Genomic DNA, 17,353 nt, shown 5'->3' on the forward strand with positions numbered 1-17,353 from the left:
GGGATCGGCATTCTGCCCTGGGGGGAATCGCCGATACGAAGGGTGCGGGAACGGTGCTGCGCGACACGTTCGACGGGGCGGCGGAGCGCTACGACCGGGCCCGCCCCCGGTATCCGCGCCCTCTGGTCGATGAACTGGCCCGTTCGGCGAACCTCGGCCCGGACAGCCGGGTCCTGGAGATCGCCCCCGGCACCGGTCAACTCACCGTCCCGCTCGCCGAGTTCGGCTGCGGGCTGACCGCCGTGGAGCTGGGGCCGTCGCTCGCGGCGGTGGCCCGGCGCAATCTGAGCGCGTTCCCGCGGGTGGACGTACAGGTCGCGGACTTCGAGCTGTGGGAGGTGCCGGACGAGCCGTTCGACCTGGTGGTGATCGCGACGGCGTACCACTGGTTCGATCCTCGGAGCTTCCTCGCGAAGGCGGCGTCCGCGTTGCGTCCCGGCGGGCGGCTCGCGGTCGTCACCACCCACCATGTGGCGGGCGGCACGCAGGACTTCTTCGACCGGATGCAGCGCTGCTACGAACGCTGGGACCCGGCCACCCCGCCCGGCCTGCGGAGTCCCACCGAGGACGAAACGGCAACGGACACCGGGGAGTTCGAGCGCTCCGCGCACTTCGAGGACGTCGCGGTGTGGCGCGGGGCGCGGGAGATCACGTACACGACTGACGAGTACCTGGACGTCGTGCTCACGTACTCGGGCCATCTCGCCATGGACGAGCCCTCACGCCAGGGCCTGCTGGCCTGTCTGCGGGAGCTGCTGGAGACGCGGCACGGCGGCCGGGTCACCAAGCGGTACCTGCACGAACTGATCACGGCCACCCGGACCGGGGCGTGATCGCCTAGCGGTCCTCGCCGCTCAGGTACACCACGGCGCGCACCCGCTTGCCGACCGGTACCCGTTCGACGGTCACCTGCGCGGCCAGGGCGTGGACTATCTCCAGGCCGTGCCGGCCGATGCGCTCGGGGTCCCGGGCGAAGAGCCGGGGCAGGGCGACGCTGCTGTCGCAGACGGACACCGTCACCGAGGTGTCCGTGCCCTCCAGCTCCAGGATGTACGGGCCGTTGCTGTGCCGGTCCGCGTTGGTGACCAACTCGCTGACCAGCAGGAGCAGTTCGCCGTCGGACTGGTCGTCGATCGTGGCGCACCACTCGGTTCTGAGCTGCTCCAGGAACTGGTGGGTGAAGTGCCGGGCCGCGGAGATGCAGCCGGGTTCGCCGGTGTAGTGCGCCGCCCGCCGCAGCGGTTCCACGGGCACGTCGAAACGAGTCGGTATCACTACCCCGTCCCGGTGGTCGATCATGCGTGTCTCTCTCGGAAGGCGGCACTGCCGGTCGCTGTCGTACCAGTGCTCGTACCCAGCCCCACGCCCGGCAGTCCCCCCGATCAGAGTGACGGTGAACTCGTCACCGACGAAACCGGCGCGCTGAAGCCGGACGACGAGGTCGTGGTCGTGTCGGAAGCGAGCGATTCGGGTGGGGACGACGAGGCCGAGGAGGCGGAAGAGGCAGCTGACGACTCCGTCGACGGCGGCTCGGAGGACGGCGACTCCGAGCTCGGGGACGAGGAGGACGGTGCGCTCGACGTCGGCGGGCACGGGCTCGTGGACGCGCCGGGCGTTCCCGGCGTAGCGGGGGCCGTGGAGGCGCACGGTGACGGGGAGTTGGAGGACGGTGACGTCGGCGGGGACACGGTCACCGAGGGGCTGGCCGGGTTCACCGGCGGCGGGGTCTTGTGGTCGTGCTTGCCCGTGTCTCCGTGGTGGCGGCCGAACCAGTGGCCGTTGTCCGGGTTGTAGATCACGAAGATGTTGATGATCTGCGGTGCGGGGGTGACCACGACGACGTTCTGCGGGCGGTACGAGGACCAGGTGTCGCCGGTGCGCTTGGGGGTGGTCTGCTGGGCGACGGGCGGCGACAGCGGGTTGCCGCAGGCGCAGCGGACGCGGGGCACGCCGTGGCCGTCGACGAGGACGGCGGTGCCGGTCTGGAGGACGGCCTGGTAGCTCGTGGCGGCGCCGTCGCGGTAGCCGTGGTTGGTGACGCGGGTGTCCATGCGCAGTTGTACGGGGGTGAGTGAGCGCAGGTAGGCGGGGACTCCGGCGGGCTGGACGCCGGCGACGGACGCGAACGCCGTGTTCTTCGCCGGGGCCGCCTGGAGGGCCTTGATCTGCTTCTCGACGTCACAGCTGGAGACGTTCTGGGTGCCGCCGTAGAGGCCGGGAGCGCCGCCGTCGACGCCGCGTACCGCGTTCACGGGTTCCGAGGCGGTGGGTGAGGCGGAGACGGGCGGGGCGGAGTTCTCGGTCGCGGTGGACTCCGTGAACGGGTCAGGGCCGGTCTTGGCCGCGGACTGCAGGAAGACCTCGCCCTTGCCGGCCGTGTTGCCCGAACCGCCGTCGGAGCGGGTGAAGACGACGGCCAGGACCACGGCGGCCACCACGACGGTGGTGAGGATCGCGACGCGTGGCGCCGACTTCCACCAGGGCCGGTGCGGCTCAGGCGCCCCGGCACCGCCGCCGCCCGAGGGCTGCGAGGGCGGGCCCGAAGGTGGCTGGGAGGGTCCCGACAGCGGGCCGGAGGGCGGTCCGGTGGGGCGGCCTGAAGACGGAGGTTCGACGCTCACGAGCTCTTCTTCCCGACGCGGGCTCAGGCGGCATTTCTTATGATTCATGCCGCTTTATCCACAACGAACCCATTGTGTGCTCCGGTCCCGGTCCGCCCGCAAGCCGACGCGGACGGCCCTCCCGGCGGGCGCGCTCCCCTGCCGCTGCTTAGCGTGACAACGTGACCCTCCGAACCCCCTCTGACCAGGCAGTAGCCCGCCACGGCTGGCTCCAGGCCCTGAGCACGGTGCTGGCCGGACTGCTCTCCATGGGCGTGGTCGCCGCGCTGGGCCTGTGGGCGGCGGGCGCGACGGACCTCCCGGACGGCGCGTTCCCCCGGGTCGTCACGGCAACGGTGGTGACGGCCGTGGGCGGCACCGTGAAACTCACCGGCAACGCCGGCTCCCTCGCCGACACAAAGGCAGGCCTGACCGTCATCCCCCTCTCGGTGACACTGGCCGGCGCCCTGATGACCGCAGCAGGTTTCCTACGACCCCTGCGGCACCGGGCGGTCGCCTCGGCCACCGAACTGGCCGGCTGGGCCGCCCGTATCGCCGTCCTGTGGCTGCTCGGCCTGATCGGAGTGGCCCTCGGCGCGCGCCAGAAGTTCTCGATCTCCGTCGGCACCGGAACCCTCGGCGACATCGGCGACCTGCTGGGCGCGTCCCCCGAGGTCGGCTTCGAGGCGGACGTACCGCAGACGGTGCTGTTCGGCCTGCTGTGGCTGGCAGGGGTACTGGTCCTGGCTCTCCTGGTCTCCCCCGGCGCGCCCCTCCCCGCCGGCGTCCTCCGCTTCCACGCGTCGGTACGCCCGGCCGCGTTCGCGGTGGTAGCCCTGCTCCTGGCCTACGTAGCACTCGGCGTCGTCCTGGCCCTCGTCGTGGCGGCGACACGCGGCTACGCCGCCCAGACCTTCGCCCTGATCCTGCTGGGCATGCCGAACCTGGTCTGGCTGGCCCTCACGATCGGCCTCGGCGCCACCTGGAACGGCCGGGTCGACGGCCCCTTCGGCCTCCCCGTCCCACGCCTCCTGAACGAGGTCCTGCGCACCCCGGACGTCTCCACCCTGAACCTGCGCTCGCTCGCCGCCCACGACAACGGCGTGTGGTGGCTCCTGGCCGTGAACGCGCTCCTGCTCCTGGCCACCGCGTTCCTGATGGCCGCCCGCTCACCGGCCCGGGTACGCGCCTGGCAGCACGCCGTCCACCTGGCGGTCGCCTTCGCCCTCGCGGTCCTCATGATCTGCCTCGTCGGACGCGTCTCGGCCCACTACGGCCTCTCCCTCCTCGGCATCGGGGACGTGGGCGGCGGCCTGTCCGGAGACCTCTTCCTGAAGCCCGAGGTGTGGTCGGCGGTGGGGCTGGCCGCGCTGTGGGGATTGATCGCGGGTTTCCTCGGGGCCCTGTTGGCAAGGCCGGTCCACCGGCGAGGCGAGGTCGAAATCCCCAAGCAGCCGCAGCACCAGCCATGAGAGTGTGCGCCCACCCGAGGAAAGGGCAGACATGGCATTGCCTCTCGAAGACCGCCTGGCCATCACGGAGTTGATCGCACTCCACGGCCACCTGGTCGACGAGGGCGAACTCGACCGCGCCGCCGAGGTGTTCACCCCGGACGTCGAGTACGACCTCACCGACTTCGACCAGGGCACACTCACCGGCCTCACCCAACTCACGGACGCGGCCCTCGCGTTGGGCGCCGCGAACTCCGTCGCCCACCACGTCACCAACGTGGTGATCGAGGAACTGCCGGACGGCCGGATCCGGGCGCGGTCGAAGGGGCTGGGCATCAGAGCGGATGGTTCGTGCGGATCGGTGACGTACGTGGACACGGTGGTGCGGGTGGAGGCGGGGTGGCGGATCAGGCGTCGGAGGGTAGAGGCGCGGCGCGTGCCGCTGAACGGCGCGGGACAAGTCTAGCTATTTCATTCAGATCATCAGATCGTTGGTCTGGTTGTGTCGTTGACTCGCGCGCAGTGGGCACGGATCGAGCCGCTGTCCGTGGACTCCGCGATCGTCCGCGCTCACACGATCCACGAGCACCTGCGCAGCCATAGCATCCCGGCGGTCAGCCCGCTGACGTAGGCGAAACGGGCCGGCTGTACGCGTCGCGATATCTGCCCAGCCGGGGGGCGCGTACGGCGGGTAGCCGGACCAGGGTGTCCTCGAAGGCGCGGTGGTGGGGTGTCAGTGGGCGCCAGGGGCGCAGCGGCAGGGGGTAGTCGTCGCGAAGGACGCCCTCAGGGAGGCCTCCGGTCGCGGGCATCGGCGAGGTCTCGCCCGGATGGGCGAGGTACGCCCAGACTCCGCTGTCCAGCGGCACCACAGCCCCCTCATGGCCTGGCTGACGCCAGGAGGCCCCCGTGAGGGGGTGGCGTGGGACGAGGAGGACGTCAGGACGCGGCCGGGGCAGCTGGATACCCGGGCCGGCCAGGTCCAGGGACCGGGCCCCGGGGCCGCCGGCGAGATACCGGCCGACGGCGTGGCCGAGCAACCCGGCGAGGGGACCGGCGGGGAGGTTCACCGGCCGGTCCTCGGTGACCGCCACGAGATGGGCCAGTGCGACGCCGACCGCCGCCTCCCAGCGACGGCTCCACGACCCGTCGAGTTCGATGGGTGGGACGCGATGTTCAGTGCGTTCCAGATCGTCCCAGTCCGGAGGCGGACCGGCCGCGAGCCCCGAGGGGCGGCGTACGACCGCGTTGGGCTCAAGCCACACCGTCTGCCACATTCCGCAGTCGTCCAGGCGGGTGGCCACGGCCCGCTCGCACCGCTCGCACGCCAGGTTGGGACCGGCCCGGCCATCCACACCCCGGCAGTAGCCTTCGCACTTGTCGGGGATCAGGGTCATGGACCGGGAGTCGCCGGGGGCGATGACGATCCTGTTCCGCGCGCCGAAGCAGACCGAGTACACCGGCGCGAACACGCCCTGCCTAGCAGCGGCTTCCGCTCCGACCTCATTCCACAGCCGCCAGGGCGCTCCGGTGGGCTGAGGGTCGACTGCGTACGTCGCGGGCTCCATCAGCGGAGGGTGAAGTTCCTCCCAACCCCCGTAGTGGGTGTGGACGGGGAGGGCGACCCGGGACACCGGCGCCGTCAGCTCCGTGCCGCACCCGGCACACGCGAACACGTCCAATCAAGCTCCCCCTCGCCCCGGTTCCCCGGGGATTGTGCCTCGCCCGCAGCGGAGAATCCACTGGATTTGGGACGACTCGTAGGGCGCCTCCTTTTCGGATCACCTCCCCGCCGTCGTCCTGTCGTCAGTGGAGTGATTCGAAGGAAACGGCCTGGTTCCGGCAACTGCAGCGCGCCCCAAAGGTGCGCGGGGAACTGCGCGACCAACCACATCGGACCCGCAGACAAAACACCTCAGTCACGCCGCTTGAACACCGGCTCCGCCCACTGCGGCGGCGCAGGAGGCCCCTCATTCCGTCCCCGAGCCACCCGTAGGTCCACCTCGGTAGGAGCATGCCCGGACTCACCCCCGCGCAACTCCGTCACAAACGCCAGGCAGGACTCGTACCGATCATCAGGGCTCTTCGCCAACGCCCTGGCGAAGACCTCGTCGACGTGAACCGGCAGATCAGACCGGGACTCGCTGACCGCCGGAGGCATGTCGTACTGGTGCGCCCACAGCAGAGCCATGTCGTCGTCCCGCCGGAACGGCGGCCGACCCGCAAGGGTCTCGTAGACGACGCAGGCGAGCCCGTACACGTCGCACCGCCCGTCGACCGGCCGCCCGGAGATCTGCTCGGGAGCGACGTAGTCGAGCGTGCCGACGAACTGTCCCACGGTCGTGAACCCGGTCAGGGACAGCGACTTCTTCGTCAGGCCGAAGTCGGTGAGGTAGACGTGCTCGGGGTGGTCGCTGTCGGTGCCGCGGGCCACGAGGATGTTGCCGGGTTTCACGTCCCGGTGGACGAGCCCGTGTTCGTGGGCGGCGTCCAGCGCGGACGCGACCTGCGTGGCGATGCGCGTGGCCGTCGGGAGCGCCAACGGGCCTTCCCGGTCCAGGAGATGACGCAGGTCGCTGCCGGCGACGTAGCGCATGGCGATGTACAGGACGCCGTCCGTCTCGCCCGCCTCGAAGACGGGGACGATGTGCGGGTGGTCGATCGCGGCGGCGACCCGGGACTCATGGGTGAAGCGTTTGCGGAAGGTGTCGTTGCGGGCGAGTTCGGGGGCCAGGAGCTTGAGGGCGACCGTGCGGTCGAGGCGCAGGTCGTGGGCGCGGTAGACGACGGCCATGCCGCCGCGGCCGATCTCGTCCTCGATGCGGTAGCCGGCGATCTGCTGCCCGATCAGCTCGGAGGGCCGGCCGGAGAACAGGCTCGCGTCACGGGCCATCGGGGCTCACGACCTGGGTGGGGGCGTGGCCGGGGTCGGCCGGTTCGGCGTGGGGTCCGTCGTCCGAGGCGTAGGTGCTGAGGCGGGTGCCGTCGCCGTAGACCCAGCGCTCGTGGTCGGCGTCGTAGAGCCAGACGGATTCGCCGTCGACGACCACGCCGATCCGCAGGCCCTTGGTGCGGCCCTGGAAGGTGGCGCCGTCGAGGCCGCCGCCCGCGAGGTCCTCGACGGCGCTGCGGTAGCGGACGAGGGCCTGTTCGGCGCGGGCGAGCAGCGGGCGTGGGTCGGCGGTGCGGGTCAATGGGCCGCCGGCCGCCGGCGGGTCCTGGGAGACGGAGATCAGGTGGCGGCCGTCGACCCAGGCGGACCAGCCGTTGGAGCACAGGGCGTGGGCCCAGTCGCCGCGCCGCTCCAGCAACTGGACCGGGAGCAGCGCGTCGAGCGGCACGGTGGGGCGGGCGGGGTCCGGGGCCTCCCAGGCGGGCATCCCGTGCTCGGGGACGACGTGCGTGGGCCGGAAGCCGGCGGGCGGGATCGTCATCGTGGCGGCCCCTATTTCCGCATCACGGCGGGTTCGTGCCGCCGCAGCAGCCGGGACACCAGGAAGCCGAAGAGCAGCGACAGCACGATCAGCATGCCCATGTTGAGCAGCCACACCCCGGCCGAGTGCCGGAACATCGGATCGCCGGTCAGCTCGCCCGGCACGATCCTGGCCAGCCCGATGGTGCCGGCCATCCCGCCGAGCGCCCACCGGGAGGGAACGAGCCACGACAGCTGTTCCAGGCCGGGTACGCCGTGCAGCTTCAACAGGGCGCCGCAGAACACCACTTGGACGATGGCGAGCAGCACGAGCAGCGGCATCGTCACCTCCTCCTTGCGCACCGTCGCGGAGACCAGCAGCCCGAGCATCATCGCGGTGAAGGCCAACAAGGCCACGGCCACGGTGATTTCGATCAGGGGTGGCATCAACACCCCTTTGCTGCGTGGGGCGTTGAGGTCGACACCGAACAGTCCGACCAGGGTGAGCACCACGGCCTGCGCCACGGTGATCGCGCCCAGGACGACGACCTTGGAGAGCAGATACGCCGATCTGGACAGGCCGACGGCTCTCTCGCGCCGGTAGATCGCACGTTCCTTGACGAGTTCGCGCACGGCGTTGGCCGCGCCGGTGAGGACGCCGCCGACGCACAGGATGAGCAGCGCGTTCATCGCCGTCTCCCGGGTCAGTTCACTCCCGGCCAGTGCGCGGGCCATCGCGCCCATGACGAACGGCAGCGCGATCATGATGACGAGGAAGGTCCGGTCGGCGGCGAGAGCCGCGGTGTAACGGCGGACCAGGGTGCCGAGTTGTGCGCTACGGCTGCGGGGCCTGGGCGGTGGTGCCACGGCGACCGGGCCCGAGCCGAGCAGGTGGGGCTGCGCGGTGGCATTGACGATGTACCGGCGTTGGAAGGGCGAGTCCCTGAACTCCCCTGCCCAGTCCCGTTCCTGGTCCCGCTCGAAGGCCTCGAAGGCCTCCGGCCAGTGCTCGAAGCCGAAGTAGGCGAGGGCGTCGTCGGGCGGCCCGTAGTAGGCGACCTTGCCGCCGGGCGCGAGCACGAGGAGGCGGTCGCAGACGTCGAGGCTGAGGACGCTGTGGGTGACGACGATGACGGTACGGCCGTCGTCGGCGAGGCCGCGCAGCATGTGCATCACCGAGCGGTCCATGCCCGGGTCGAGTCCGGAGGTCGGTTCGTCGAGGAAGAGCAGCGAGGGCTTGGTCAGCAGTTCCAGGGCCACGCTGACCCGCTTGCGCTGGCCGCCGGAGAGGCTGTGCACGGGCTGCGCGGCACGCTGTTCGAGGCCGAGTTCGCGGATGACCTCGTCGACCCTGGCCTGCCGTTCGGCCTTGGCGGTGTCCTGGGGGAAGCGCAGCTCGGCCGCGTAGGACAGGGCGCTGTGCACGGTCAGCTGGGCGTGCAGGATGTCGTCCTGCGGGACCAGGCCGATGCGCTGGCGCAGTTCGGCGTAGTCGCGGTAGAGGTCGCGGCCGTCGTAGAGGACGGTGCCGCGGTCGGCGGGGCGCTGGCCGGTGAGCGCGTTGAGCAGGGTGGACTTGCCGGCGCCGCTGGGTCCGACGACGGCGAGCAGGCATTTCTCGCCGACCGGGAACGACACCTGGTCGAGGAGAACCTTGCGGCCGTGGTCGACGGCGACCGTGAGGTCCTGCACGTCGAGGGAGACCTCGCCGGTGTCGACGTACTCCTGCAGCTGGTCGCCGACGAGACAGAACGCGGAGTGTCCGATGCCGACGATGTCACCCGGTCCGATCGGGGCGCGGGCGACGGGCTGGCCGTTGAGATAGGTGCCGTTGTGGCTGCCGAGGTCGACGATCTCGTACGTCCCGTCCGGCATGGCCCGCAGCTCGGCGTGGCGGCGGGAGACGATCAGGTCGTCGACGACGAGGTCGTTGTCGTCGGCCCGGCCGATGCGAACGGTACGGCTGGGCAGCGGTCGTACGGTGGTCGGCTGCCGGAAGGTGCCGGTGAGGGCGGGCATGGACACGGCTGAGGGGCGTTCCGGGGCCGGGGCGGGACGGTCGGCGAGGACGACGCGCGGGCCGTCGGCCGGATTGCCGAAGCGGATCACGCTGCCCGGGCCGACGCCCCACGCGTCGACGCGGCGGCCGTCGGCGTAGGTGCCGTTCGTGCTGTGCTCGTCCTCCAGCGTCCAGTGGCCGGCGTCGGGCCGTAGGACCGCGTGGTGCCAGGAGACCCGGGCGTCGTCGATGACGATGTCGCTGAGCGGATCGCGGCCGACGTGGTAGTCGCGGCCCGGGGTCATGACCGTGGAGCCCGATTCCGTCTCCAGGAGGAGTTCGGGCGCAGTCGGCGCGTTCGGCCGCTCTGACATGCCCCGAATTCTACCGATTCGTCCACCTGTGCGCCCGGCCAGCGGTCAGGGGGGGCGGTGATCGACACGTGTCAGGCGACGGGGACGACGAGTGCCGGAGTGGTCCGCTGCATACGGAGGGCGTCCACCGATTCGGCGAGCAGCTCGTACTCGGTGGTTTCATCACTGACGGCGATCTGCACCAGCCGTCCGGCCGCCAACTCGTAGGCGACCTGCTCCTGTTGACCGACGTCACGCGACCAGGTACGTAACGCCCGGGGCACGTCGGGGGCCGTATCGGAGACCGGTACCAGGGCACCCCTGGGGAAGCGCGGGTTCTCCGGTTGCGGGTCGAGCCGGTCGGCCATCCACACCGCGCGGTCCCGTAACCACCACAAGGCGAGTGCCAGGGTCGGCGCACGGTAGGTTCCCAGAGGCACCCCGACGCGCTGTCCGCCGCAGGTACCGTACGCGGTGACATGGCACAGGAATTCGTCGTGCACGATCACTCCCCCGTCGCGTGTCGATTGCCGGTCGGGCCTCGCTTTCCATGCGGCTCTGATGGCGGCTCGGGTGGCTCAGGTGGTGCGCACGATGGCGGATTTGCCTCGTGAAGCTATGCCCTGGCATTCGGGAAGTTATGCCCTAGCAGACGAGTATGTTCACTCCTGAAACACTGTCACCACGACTTTTTAGCCACTCTCTTGGCATATTCACAGCCTTCATTGGCCGAAAAGCTTCGCAGCCCGTTTTGCGGTGTTCTCCCACCGTCATTACCCGAGGGGTAATCGACGCTTCCCGCGAGCCCCGGCAGAGTGGAGGCACCGGGTCGGCAGGCATCGGGATCCGGGCCCTGACCAGTACGAACGACCTCGCTGGAGGCTGATTCACCATGTCCGCGAACACCGACCGATACGAGAGTGCCGTCGCCCGTTACTTCGAGGCCTGGAACGCGGGCGAACCGGAGGCCCTGGCGAAGGCCGTCGCCGCCGCCTGGTCCGTCGAGGGTACGTACACCGACCCGCTGGCGACAGTCACCGGCCACACGGAGATCGCGGGGCTGATCGCCGGGGCGCACGAGCGGTTCCCGGGGTTCGCCTTCCGTCCACTGGGCGCCGTCGACGGGCACCACGACACCGCGCGCTTCTCTTGGGAGTTGGTGAGCGAGGATGGGGGCACCCCCTCCGGGGGAGGGTCGGCGCCCGTCGCCGGGTTCGACGTGATCACGCTGGACGGGGACGGCCGTATCCGCTCCGTGCTCGGGTTCCTCGACCGGGTGCCCGCCGGGGCCTGAGGGCCGGCGTCCGCGATGAGTTTTCCCGCTCGGGCTGGTCTCTTGTACGTCAGGCCACCCCGAGCGGAGGACATCATGAGTACGGGCACCCCGTTGAACGAGGAATTCACCGCCGAATTGATCAAAAGCCCGAACGACGCGGGCTGGACCTATCTCGTCTGGCCGGAGTCCGTCGCGTTCTTCGGCACCCGCGGTCTGGTCAAGGTCCGCGGCACGATCGACGGACACCCTTTCCGCAGTTCGTTCATGGCCCTCGGCGACGGCACCCACAAACTCCCCGTGAAAGCCGATCTCCGCAAGGCCATCGAAAAGGGCGAGGGCGACCGGGTCACCGTGCGCCTCCAAGAACGGCTCAGCTCCTAGCCAGGGCTTCCTCTCGATACCGCCGCGGCGCCACCCCGACCGCCCGCTTGAAGGCGTTGCTGAAGGCGCTCTCGGAGGTGTAGCCGACGGAACGGGCGAGCGCGCCGACCGGGGCGGCGTCCTGACGGAGGGCCCGGGCGGCAAGATTCATACGCCAGTTGAGCAGGTACGTCAGGGGCGGCACGCCGGCCGCCTCCTTGAACCGTACGGCGAACGTGGTGCGGGACATCGCCGCAGCCCGGGCCAGCTCCTCCAGCTGCCAGGGGTGGGCCGGGTCGCCGTGCATCAGGCGCAGGGCGGGGGCGAGCCGTTCGTCGGCGAGGGCGCGCAGCCAGCCGGGCGGCAGCCCGTCCGAGTCGGTCAGGCAGACCCGCAGCACCTGCACGAACATCAGCTGCGCGAGCTGCGCCGAGACGAACTCGACCCCGGCCCGGCGCGTCCGCATCTCCGCCGCCAACTGCCCGATGAGCCACCGCAGTACACCCGCCTCGGGCGAGTCGGCCCGTACGTGGACGAGTTCCGGCAACGCCCGCCGCAACAGGTCGCCGCGGTCGCGGCTCAGGTCGATGTGACCGGACACGCAGGCGACGTCCACCGCCTCGCCCTGCCCGAGCCGGCCCATCCGGGTCTCCGGGTCCATGACGACGTCCTCGGAGTCGGTCGGCTCGACGCCGGGCCGGCTGCACAGTGTGTACGGCTGCCCGCCGTCGGAGATCACGACGTCCCCCTCGGTGAGCCGCAGGGGTTCGCCGCCCGGCTCGCGGACCAGCAGACAGCTGCCCTGCACCACGGCGTTGACCTTCAGCCGGTCGCGTCCGCGCAGTTGGATGGCCCAGTCGCCGCCGGCCGTGAAACCGCCGGAGAACACACTGCGGGCGTCGGCGACGGCGAGGGCGTCGGACAGGGGATCCGCGGTCATGCTCGAACTATCACGCAAGTTATGCGGATTTTCAAGTATTCATCGTACGGATCCGTCCTCCTACGGTGGTCTGGACAGCTCGGGTTGAGCACGTCGAGGACGTTGAGGAGAGAGCCAGTCATGACCACCACACAGCAGCACCCCCTGGGTTCCGGCTTCGGCGCCGCGTCCACCGCCGAGGAGGTGATCAAAGGCGTCGACCTGACCGGCAAGGTCGCGATCGTCACGGGCGGCTATTCCGGCATCGGCCTGGAGACGGCCCGCGTGCTGCACGGCGCCGGGGCCCGGATCGTCGTGCCGGCGAGGGATGTGGAACGGGCCCGGAAGGCACTTGAAGTCATCCCCGGAGCCGAGGTCGAGCACATGGACCTGCTGGACCCTGCGTCCATCGACGCCTTCACGGAGAAGTTCCTGGGCTCCGGGCGTCCGCTGCACCTCCTGGTCAACAACGCCGGGATCATGGCGACCCCGCTGGCGCGGGACGCGCGCGGCTACGAGGCGCAGTTCGCCGCCAACCACCTCGGCCACTTCCAGCTGACGACCCGCCTGTGGCCCGCGTTGGTCGCGGCGAAGGGCGCGCGGGTCGTGGTGCTGTCGTCGCGGGGCATCCGCTTCGCCGGGGTCGACTTCGACGACCTGCAGTTCGAGCACAGGAAGTACGAACCGTTCGTGGCCTACGGCCAGTCGAAGACCGCCAACGCCCTGTTCGCCGTGGAGGCGGACCGGCGCGGCCAGGCCGAGGGCATCCGGGCCTTCGCTGTGCACCCGGGCCTGATCATCGACACCGGTCTGGTCAAGCACCTCGACCCGGCGGTGCTCCAGGCTGCGGGAGCACTCGACAGCGAGGGCAAGCCCGTCCGTGACCCCGAGCGCCAGCTGAAGACCGTGCAGCAGGGCGCGGCCACCAGCGTCTGGTGCGCGACCAGCCCGCAGCTCGACGGTCTCGGCGGGGTCTACTGCGAGAACGTCGACATCAGCCCGCTGGTGACCCCCGAGAACGAGGCCGCCTGGTACGCCGGGGAGAACACCCCGGGGGTGCTGCCCTACGCCGTCCACCCAGAGGCGGCCGCCCGCCTCTGGGAGGTCAGCGAGCGGCTTACGGCCTGACGATGGCGTCGATGCGGGCCAGCTCGTCGGCGTCGAAGTCCAGGTTGCGGGTGGCCGCGACGCTGTCCTCGATCTGCTGCGGGCTGCTCGCACCGACCAGTGCGGAGGTCACCCGCCCACCGCGCAGCACCCAGGCCAGGGCCAGCTGGGCCAGCGTCTGACCGCGCCCCTTGGCGATCTCGTTGAGGGCGCGCAGCTGTCCCACCAGGTCCTCGGTGACCGCGTCGGAGTTCAGGAACGGGCTGTCGCTCGCCGCCCGGGAACCCTCCGGGATGCCGTCGAGGTAGCGGGAGCTGAGCAGCCCCTGCTCCAGCGGCGAGAAGACGATGGAGCCGACCTGGAGCTCGTCGAGGGCGCCGAGCAGGCCCTCGTCCTCGGGGCGGCGGTCGAGCATCGAGTAGCGCGGCTGGTGGATGAGGAGCGGGGTGCCCAGCTCGCCGAGGATGCGCGCGGCCTCCCGGGTCTGCTCCGCCGAGTAGTTGGAGATGCCGACGTAGAGCGCCTTGCCCTGCTGGACCGCGGAGTGCAAGGCGCCCATCGTCTCCTCCAGGGGAGTCTCCGGGTCGGGGCGGTGCGAGTAGAAGATGTCGACGTAGTCCAGGCCCATCCGGCTGAGGCTCTGGTCCAGCGAGGACAGCACGTACTTGCGCGAACCCCACTCGCCGTAGGGGCCGGGCCACATCAGATAGCCGGCCTTGGTGGAGATCACCAGTTCGTCGCGGTACGACCCGAAGTCCGCCTTCAGCGCCTCGCCGAGGGCGGACTCGGCGGCGCCGGGCGGCGGGCCGTAGTTGTTGGCCAGGTCGAAGTGGGTGACGCCGAGGTCGAAGGCGCGGCGCAGGATGGCGCGCTGGGTGTCGACCGGGCGGTCGGGCCCGAAGTTGTGCCACAGGCCGAGCGAGATCGCGGGCAGCTTCAGACCGCTGCGTCCGGTGCGCCGGTAGGGCAGGTCCGCGTAGCGGTCGGGGTGTGCGGTGTACAACGCGACTCCAGAGGGGTTGGCACACGGGATACCGGTTCCAGGGAACCACCGCCCACTCTGTCGTGACCTGCGGGCAGTGGTCCAACAGAAGAATCCGATGGAATTCAGCGGTTACGCTTCTCAATCATGGAACTGCGTCATCTCCAGCATTTCATCGCCGTCGCCGAGGACCAGCACTTCACCCATGCGGCCGAGCGGCTGATGGTGTCCCAGTCGGGCCTGTCGGCGTCGATCCGCGCCCTGGAGCGGGAGTTGCAGACCCCGCTGTTCGTCCGCACCACGCGCCGGGTCACGCTCACGGAGGCCGGCCGGGCGCTGCTCGGCGAGGCGGAGCGCATTCTGGCGCAGGTCCGCTCGGCGCACGAGGCGGTGGCCGCGGTGCAGGGCGTGCTGCGCGGCACGCTGTCGCTGGGCACCGAGCAGTGCATCGCCGGGGTGCATGTGGCGGGACTGCTCGCGGCGTTCCGGCGCCGGCATCCCGACGTGGAGATCCGCTTGCGGCAGGCGGGTTCGGGCGCGCTGGCGGAGGAGGTCGCGGCCGGACGCCTGGACCTGGCGTTCGCCTACCGCACTCAAGCGGACACCGATCAACTCCGTTCCGTATCGCTGACCAGCGAGCCGATGACCGTGCTGTGCCATCCCAGCCACCGGCTCGCGGAGACCGGCGCGGCGGTCACTCCGGACGACCTCGGCGGCGAGGTCTTCGTCGACTTCCACCCGGACTGGGCCTCGCGCCGCACCACCGACGCCGTCTTCGCCGCGGCGGGCGTACGGCGGACCGTCGCACTGGAGGTCAACGACGTGCACAGCCTCCTCGACCTGATCGACGAGAACCTCGGTATCGCGGTGGTCCCCCAGCACTTCCGCCACAAGCGCGAGCCCCTCACCGCGCTCCCCCTCAAGGGAACCGGCGAGGAGGTGTACGAGACGGTGGCCCTGCTCCCGCCCCCGCAGGCCACCAGTCCGGCGGCCCGGGCCCTGATGACGCTCCTGGAAACCGGCACTCCGGCCGCATGACGGACGGCGATGCGCGATGGTGGTCGTATGCATGCCAACGACATCCTCATCGACGCGTACGGCCGCGTCCAGGAAGAAGTCCATGCCGCCCTCGACGGCCTCACCCCTGACCAACTGCACGCCCGCCTGGCCCCCGACGCCAACTCGATCGCCTGGCTGGTCTGGCATCTCACCCGCGTCCAGGACGACCATGTCGCCGACGCCGCCGGCCTCGACCAGGTATGGCTGGCCCAGGGCTGGGAGAAGCGCTTCGGCCTCGATCTGCCGGCCAAGGACACCGGGTACGGCCACACCGCCGCGAAGGTCGGCAAGGTGCGCGTCGAGTCCGCCGGGCAGCTCACCGGGTACTACGACGCCGTCCACGACCAGACGCTCGCGTATCTGCGCGGGCTGACCCCCGAGGACTACGAGCGGATCGTCGACGAGCGCTGGGACCCGCCGGTCACCCTGGGCGTACGGCTGGTCAGCGTCCTGTCCGACGATCTTGAGCACGTCGGACAGGCCGCGTATGTGCGCGGGCTGCTTCAGAGCGCGGAGGCGTAACCCGGCAGGACGACGTCCTCGATGAGGGCCCTGCGCTCGTCGTACGGGATGAACGCGCTCTTCAAGGCGTTCACCGTGACCGTGCGCAGGTCCTCGACGCTCCAGCCCGCCTCCTCGACCAGCAGGGACATCTCGCGCGTCATCGTCGTACCGGACACCAGTCGGTTGTCGGTGTTGAGGGTGACGCGGAAGCCGAGGTCCTTCAGGGCGGTGATGGGGTGCTCGGCGATCGAAGTGGCCGCGCCCGTCTGGAGGTTGGAGGTCGGGCACATCTCCAGGGCGATACGGCGGTCACGGACCCAGCCGGCCAGGCGGCCGAGCTTGCCGTCGACGATGTCCTCGGTGATGCGGACGCCGTGGCCGATGCGCTGGGCGCCGCACACCTGCAGTGCCTGGTGGATGCTGGGCAGGCCGTGCGCCTCACCGGCGTGGATGGTGAACGGGACGCTCTCGCGGCGCAGGTGCTCGAAGGCGGCGAGGTGGTCGGCGGGCGGGAAGCCGTCCTCGGCACCGGCGATGTCGAAGCCGACGACACCGGCGTCCCGGAAGGCCACCGCGAGGTCGGCGGCCTCGCCGACCCGGTCGAACATCCGCATCCCGCACAGCAACGTCCGCACCTGGACCGGTGTCCCCGCTGCCGCGGCCTTGGCCATACCTGCCGCGAGACCCTCCTGGACGGTCTCGACGACCTCGGCGAGCGCGAGCCCGCCGTTGGTGTTCAGCTCGGGGGCGTAGCGCACCTCGCCGTAGACGACGCCGTCGGCGGCCAGGTCGAGGACGTACTCCTCGGCGGTTCGCAGCAGGCCCTCGCGGTTCTGCATCACGGCGAGGGTGTGCTCGAAGGTGGCGATGTAGCGCACCAGATCACCGGAGTTGGCGGCGTCGAAGTACCAGGCGGCGAGTTCGTCCGGGTCGGTGGTGGGCAGCGTGTGCCCGACCGCCTCCGCGAGCTCCACCACGGTGGCGGGGCGCAGACCGCCGTCGAGGTGGTCGTGCAGCACGGCCTTGGGGAGCCGGCGGAGGGAGTCGGCGTCTATGCGCGTAGATGACATGTGCGGTGGTTCCTCGGTCGTCGTTCGGTGAGCGGGATGAGGGGGCGCGGGGGGCCAGGGGTACGAGGGTCAGGCGGCGGGCTGGAGCAGGTCCCAGCGGTTTCCGTACAGGTCCTGGAAGACGGCGACGGAACCGTACGGCTCGTGGCGCGGCTCCTCCAGGAAGATCACGCCCGCGGCGAGCATGTGGGCGTGGTCGCGGGCGAAGTCGTCGGTGTCGAGAAAGAACCCGACCCGTCCGCCGGTCTGGTTCCCGACCCG

Annotated in this window: 20 protein-coding genes; 9 read left to right on the top strand and 11 right to left on the bottom strand. The window is 70.6% G+C overall.

All coding sequences use genetic code 11. From position 1 onward, the window contains the following. Window positions 1-53 precede the first annotated feature (53 nt). Window positions 54-833: a class I SAM-dependent methyltransferase gene (locus tag ACFWP5_RS08405; protein WP_384152211.1), complete on the top strand. Its 780-nt coding sequence runs from the start codon at window positions 54-56 to the stop codon at window positions 831-833. 4 nt (window positions 834-837) lie between these two features. Here ACFWP5_RS08405 and ACFWP5_RS08410 read toward each other — a convergent pair whose 3' ends face one another. Continuing rightward, on the bottom strand, window positions 838-1,299 hold the full coding sequence (locus tag ACFWP5_RS08410; RefSeq protein WP_384152213.1) for an ATP-binding protein: 462 nt from the start codon (window positions 1,297-1,299) through the stop codon (window positions 838-840). 83 nt (window positions 1,300-1,382) lie between these two features. Beyond that, window positions 1,383-2,621: a DUF6777 domain-containing protein gene (locus ACFWP5_RS08415; RefSeq protein ID WP_384152216.1), complete on the bottom strand. Its 1,239-nt coding sequence runs from the start codon at window positions 2,619-2,621 to the stop codon at window positions 1,383-1,385. A gap of 161 nt (window positions 2,622-2,782) precedes the next feature. On the opposite strand from ACFWP5_RS08415, the gene ACFWP5_RS08420 reads away from it, so the two are divergent. From ACFWP5_RS08420 to ACFWP5_RS08430, 3 genes are read left to right on the top strand one after another with little or no spacing between them, the layout of a single operon-like run. Further along, the gene (locus ACFWP5_RS08420) at window positions 2,783-4,072 is read left to right on the top strand and encodes a streptophobe family protein (RefSeq protein ID WP_384152219.1); all 1,290 of its coding nucleotides are present in this window, start codon (window positions 2,783-2,785) and stop codon (window positions 4,070-4,072) included. Between the two features lie 31 nt (window positions 4,073-4,103). Continuing rightward, the gene (locus ACFWP5_RS08425; protein ID WP_384152222.1) at window positions 4,104-4,517 is read left to right on the top strand and encodes a nuclear transport factor 2 family protein; all 414 of its coding nucleotides are present in this window, start codon (window positions 4,104-4,106) and stop codon (window positions 4,515-4,517) included. Window positions 4,518-4,559: 42 nt separating this feature from the next. Continuing rightward, window positions 4,560-4,682 carry a hypothetical protein gene (locus ACFWP5_RS08430; protein WP_384152225.1) on the top strand — a complete coding sequence of 41 codons (123 nt, stop codon included), beginning with the start codon at window positions 4,560-4,562 and terminating at the stop codon, window positions 4,680-4,682. Here ACFWP5_RS08430 and ACFWP5_RS08435 read toward each other — a convergent pair. The 5 genes from ACFWP5_RS08435 to ACFWP5_RS08455 all read right to left on the bottom strand — a co-directional run bounded on the left by ACFWP5_RS08435 (window position 4,666) and on the right by ACFWP5_RS08455 (window position 10,318). Beyond that, window positions 4,666-5,619, bottom strand: a complete 954-nt coding sequence (locus tag ACFWP5_RS08435) for a hypothetical protein (RefSeq protein ID WP_384152228.1) — start codon at window positions 5,617-5,619, stop codon at window positions 4,666-4,668. The genes ACFWP5_RS08430 and ACFWP5_RS08435 overlap by 17 nt on opposite strands. A gap of 347 nt (window positions 5,620-5,966) precedes the next feature. After that, complete coding sequence (locus ACFWP5_RS08440; protein ID WP_384152231.1) at window positions 5,967-6,944, bottom strand: serine/threonine-protein kinase; 978 nt, start codon at window positions 6,942-6,944, stop codon at window positions 5,967-5,969. Then, entirely contained in the window at window positions 6,934-7,485 is a 552-nt protein-coding gene (locus ACFWP5_RS08445) for a hypothetical protein (protein ID WP_384152234.1), read from the bottom strand. Before ACFWP5_RS08445 ends, ACFWP5_RS08440 begins: the two co-directional genes overlap by 11 nt. An 11-nt stretch (window positions 7,486-7,496) precedes the next feature. Then, window positions 7,497-9,836, bottom strand: coding sequence for an FHA domain-containing protein (locus ACFWP5_RS08450; RefSeq protein WP_384152237.1), 2,340 nt, complete (start codon window positions 9,834-9,836; stop codon window positions 7,497-7,499). 71 nt (window positions 9,837-9,907) lie between these two features. Beyond that, window positions 9,908-10,318 carry a hypothetical protein gene (locus ACFWP5_RS08455; RefSeq protein WP_384152240.1) on the bottom strand — a complete coding sequence of 137 codons (411 nt, stop codon included), beginning with the start codon at window positions 10,316-10,318 and terminating at the stop codon, window positions 9,908-9,910. Window positions 10,319-10,707: 389 nt separating this feature from the next. On the opposite strand from ACFWP5_RS08455, the gene ACFWP5_RS08460 reads away from it, so the two are divergent. Then, window positions 10,708-11,109 carry a nuclear transport factor 2 family protein gene (locus ACFWP5_RS08460; RefSeq protein WP_384152243.1) on the top strand — a complete coding sequence of 134 codons (402 nt, stop codon included), beginning with the start codon at window positions 10,708-10,710 and terminating at the stop codon, window positions 11,107-11,109. A gap of 75 nt (window positions 11,110-11,184) precedes the next feature. Next, window positions 11,185-11,472, top strand: coding sequence for a DUF1905 domain-containing protein (locus tag ACFWP5_RS08465; RefSeq protein ID WP_384152246.1), 288 nt, complete (start codon window positions 11,185-11,187; stop codon window positions 11,470-11,472). Here ACFWP5_RS08465 and ACFWP5_RS08470 read toward each other — a convergent pair. After that, window positions 11,462-12,391, bottom strand: coding sequence for an AraC family transcriptional regulator (locus tag ACFWP5_RS08470; RefSeq protein ID WP_384152249.1), 930 nt, complete (start codon window positions 12,389-12,391; stop codon window positions 11,462-11,464). The genes ACFWP5_RS08465 and ACFWP5_RS08470 overlap by 11 nt on opposite strands. 120 nt (window positions 12,392-12,511) lie before the next feature. On the opposite strand from ACFWP5_RS08470, the gene ACFWP5_RS08475 reads away from it, so the two are divergent. Continuing rightward, complete coding sequence (locus ACFWP5_RS08475; RefSeq protein WP_384152252.1) at window positions 12,512-13,498, top strand: oxidoreductase; 987 nt, start codon at window positions 12,512-12,514, stop codon at window positions 13,496-13,498. Here the strand turns inward: ACFWP5_RS08475 and mgrA are convergent. Next, a complete protein-coding gene (mgrA, locus tag ACFWP5_RS08480) occupies window positions 13,488-14,480 on the bottom strand; it encodes an L-glyceraldehyde 3-phosphate reductase (protein WP_384152255.1) in 993 nt (330 codons plus the stop codon). The two genes, ACFWP5_RS08475 and mgrA, sit on opposite strands and share 11 nt — an antisense overlap. A gap of 126 nt (window positions 14,481-14,606) precedes the next feature. Between mgrA and ACFWP5_RS08485 the strand changes: the two genes are divergently transcribed. Together ACFWP5_RS08485 and ACFWP5_RS08490 are read left to right on the top strand one after the other, a co-directional pair. Then, window positions 14,607-15,497, top strand: coding sequence for a LysR substrate-binding domain-containing protein (locus ACFWP5_RS08485; protein WP_384152258.1), 891 nt, complete (start codon window positions 14,607-14,609; stop codon window positions 15,495-15,497). Window positions 15,498-15,524: 27 nt separating this feature from the next. After that, window positions 15,525-16,040 (top strand): DinB family protein, encoded by a 516-nt coding sequence (locus tag ACFWP5_RS08490; RefSeq protein WP_384152261.1) that lies wholly within the window; start codon window positions 15,525-15,527, stop codon window positions 16,038-16,040. On the opposite strand, the gene ACFWP5_RS08495 is transcribed toward ACFWP5_RS08490, so the two are convergent. Both ACFWP5_RS08495 and ACFWP5_RS08500 read right to left on the bottom strand, forming a co-directional pair. Further along, the gene (locus tag ACFWP5_RS08495) at window positions 16,022-17,092 is read right to left on the bottom strand and encodes an adenosine deaminase (RefSeq protein WP_384152264.1); all 1,071 of its coding nucleotides are present in this window, start codon (window positions 17,090-17,092) and stop codon (window positions 16,022-16,024) included. The genes ACFWP5_RS08490 and ACFWP5_RS08495 overlap by 19 nt on opposite strands. 69 nt (window positions 17,093-17,161) lie before the next feature. After that, the coding region (locus ACFWP5_RS08500; protein ID WP_384152267.1) for a VOC family protein at window positions 17,162-17,353 on the bottom strand (192 nt) is incomplete at its 5' end.

The sequence above is a fragment of the Streptomyces sp. NPDC058469 genome (assembly GCF_042721125.1).
Classification (GTDB): Bacteria; Actinomycetota; Actinomycetes; order Streptomycetales; family Streptomycetaceae; genus Streptomyces.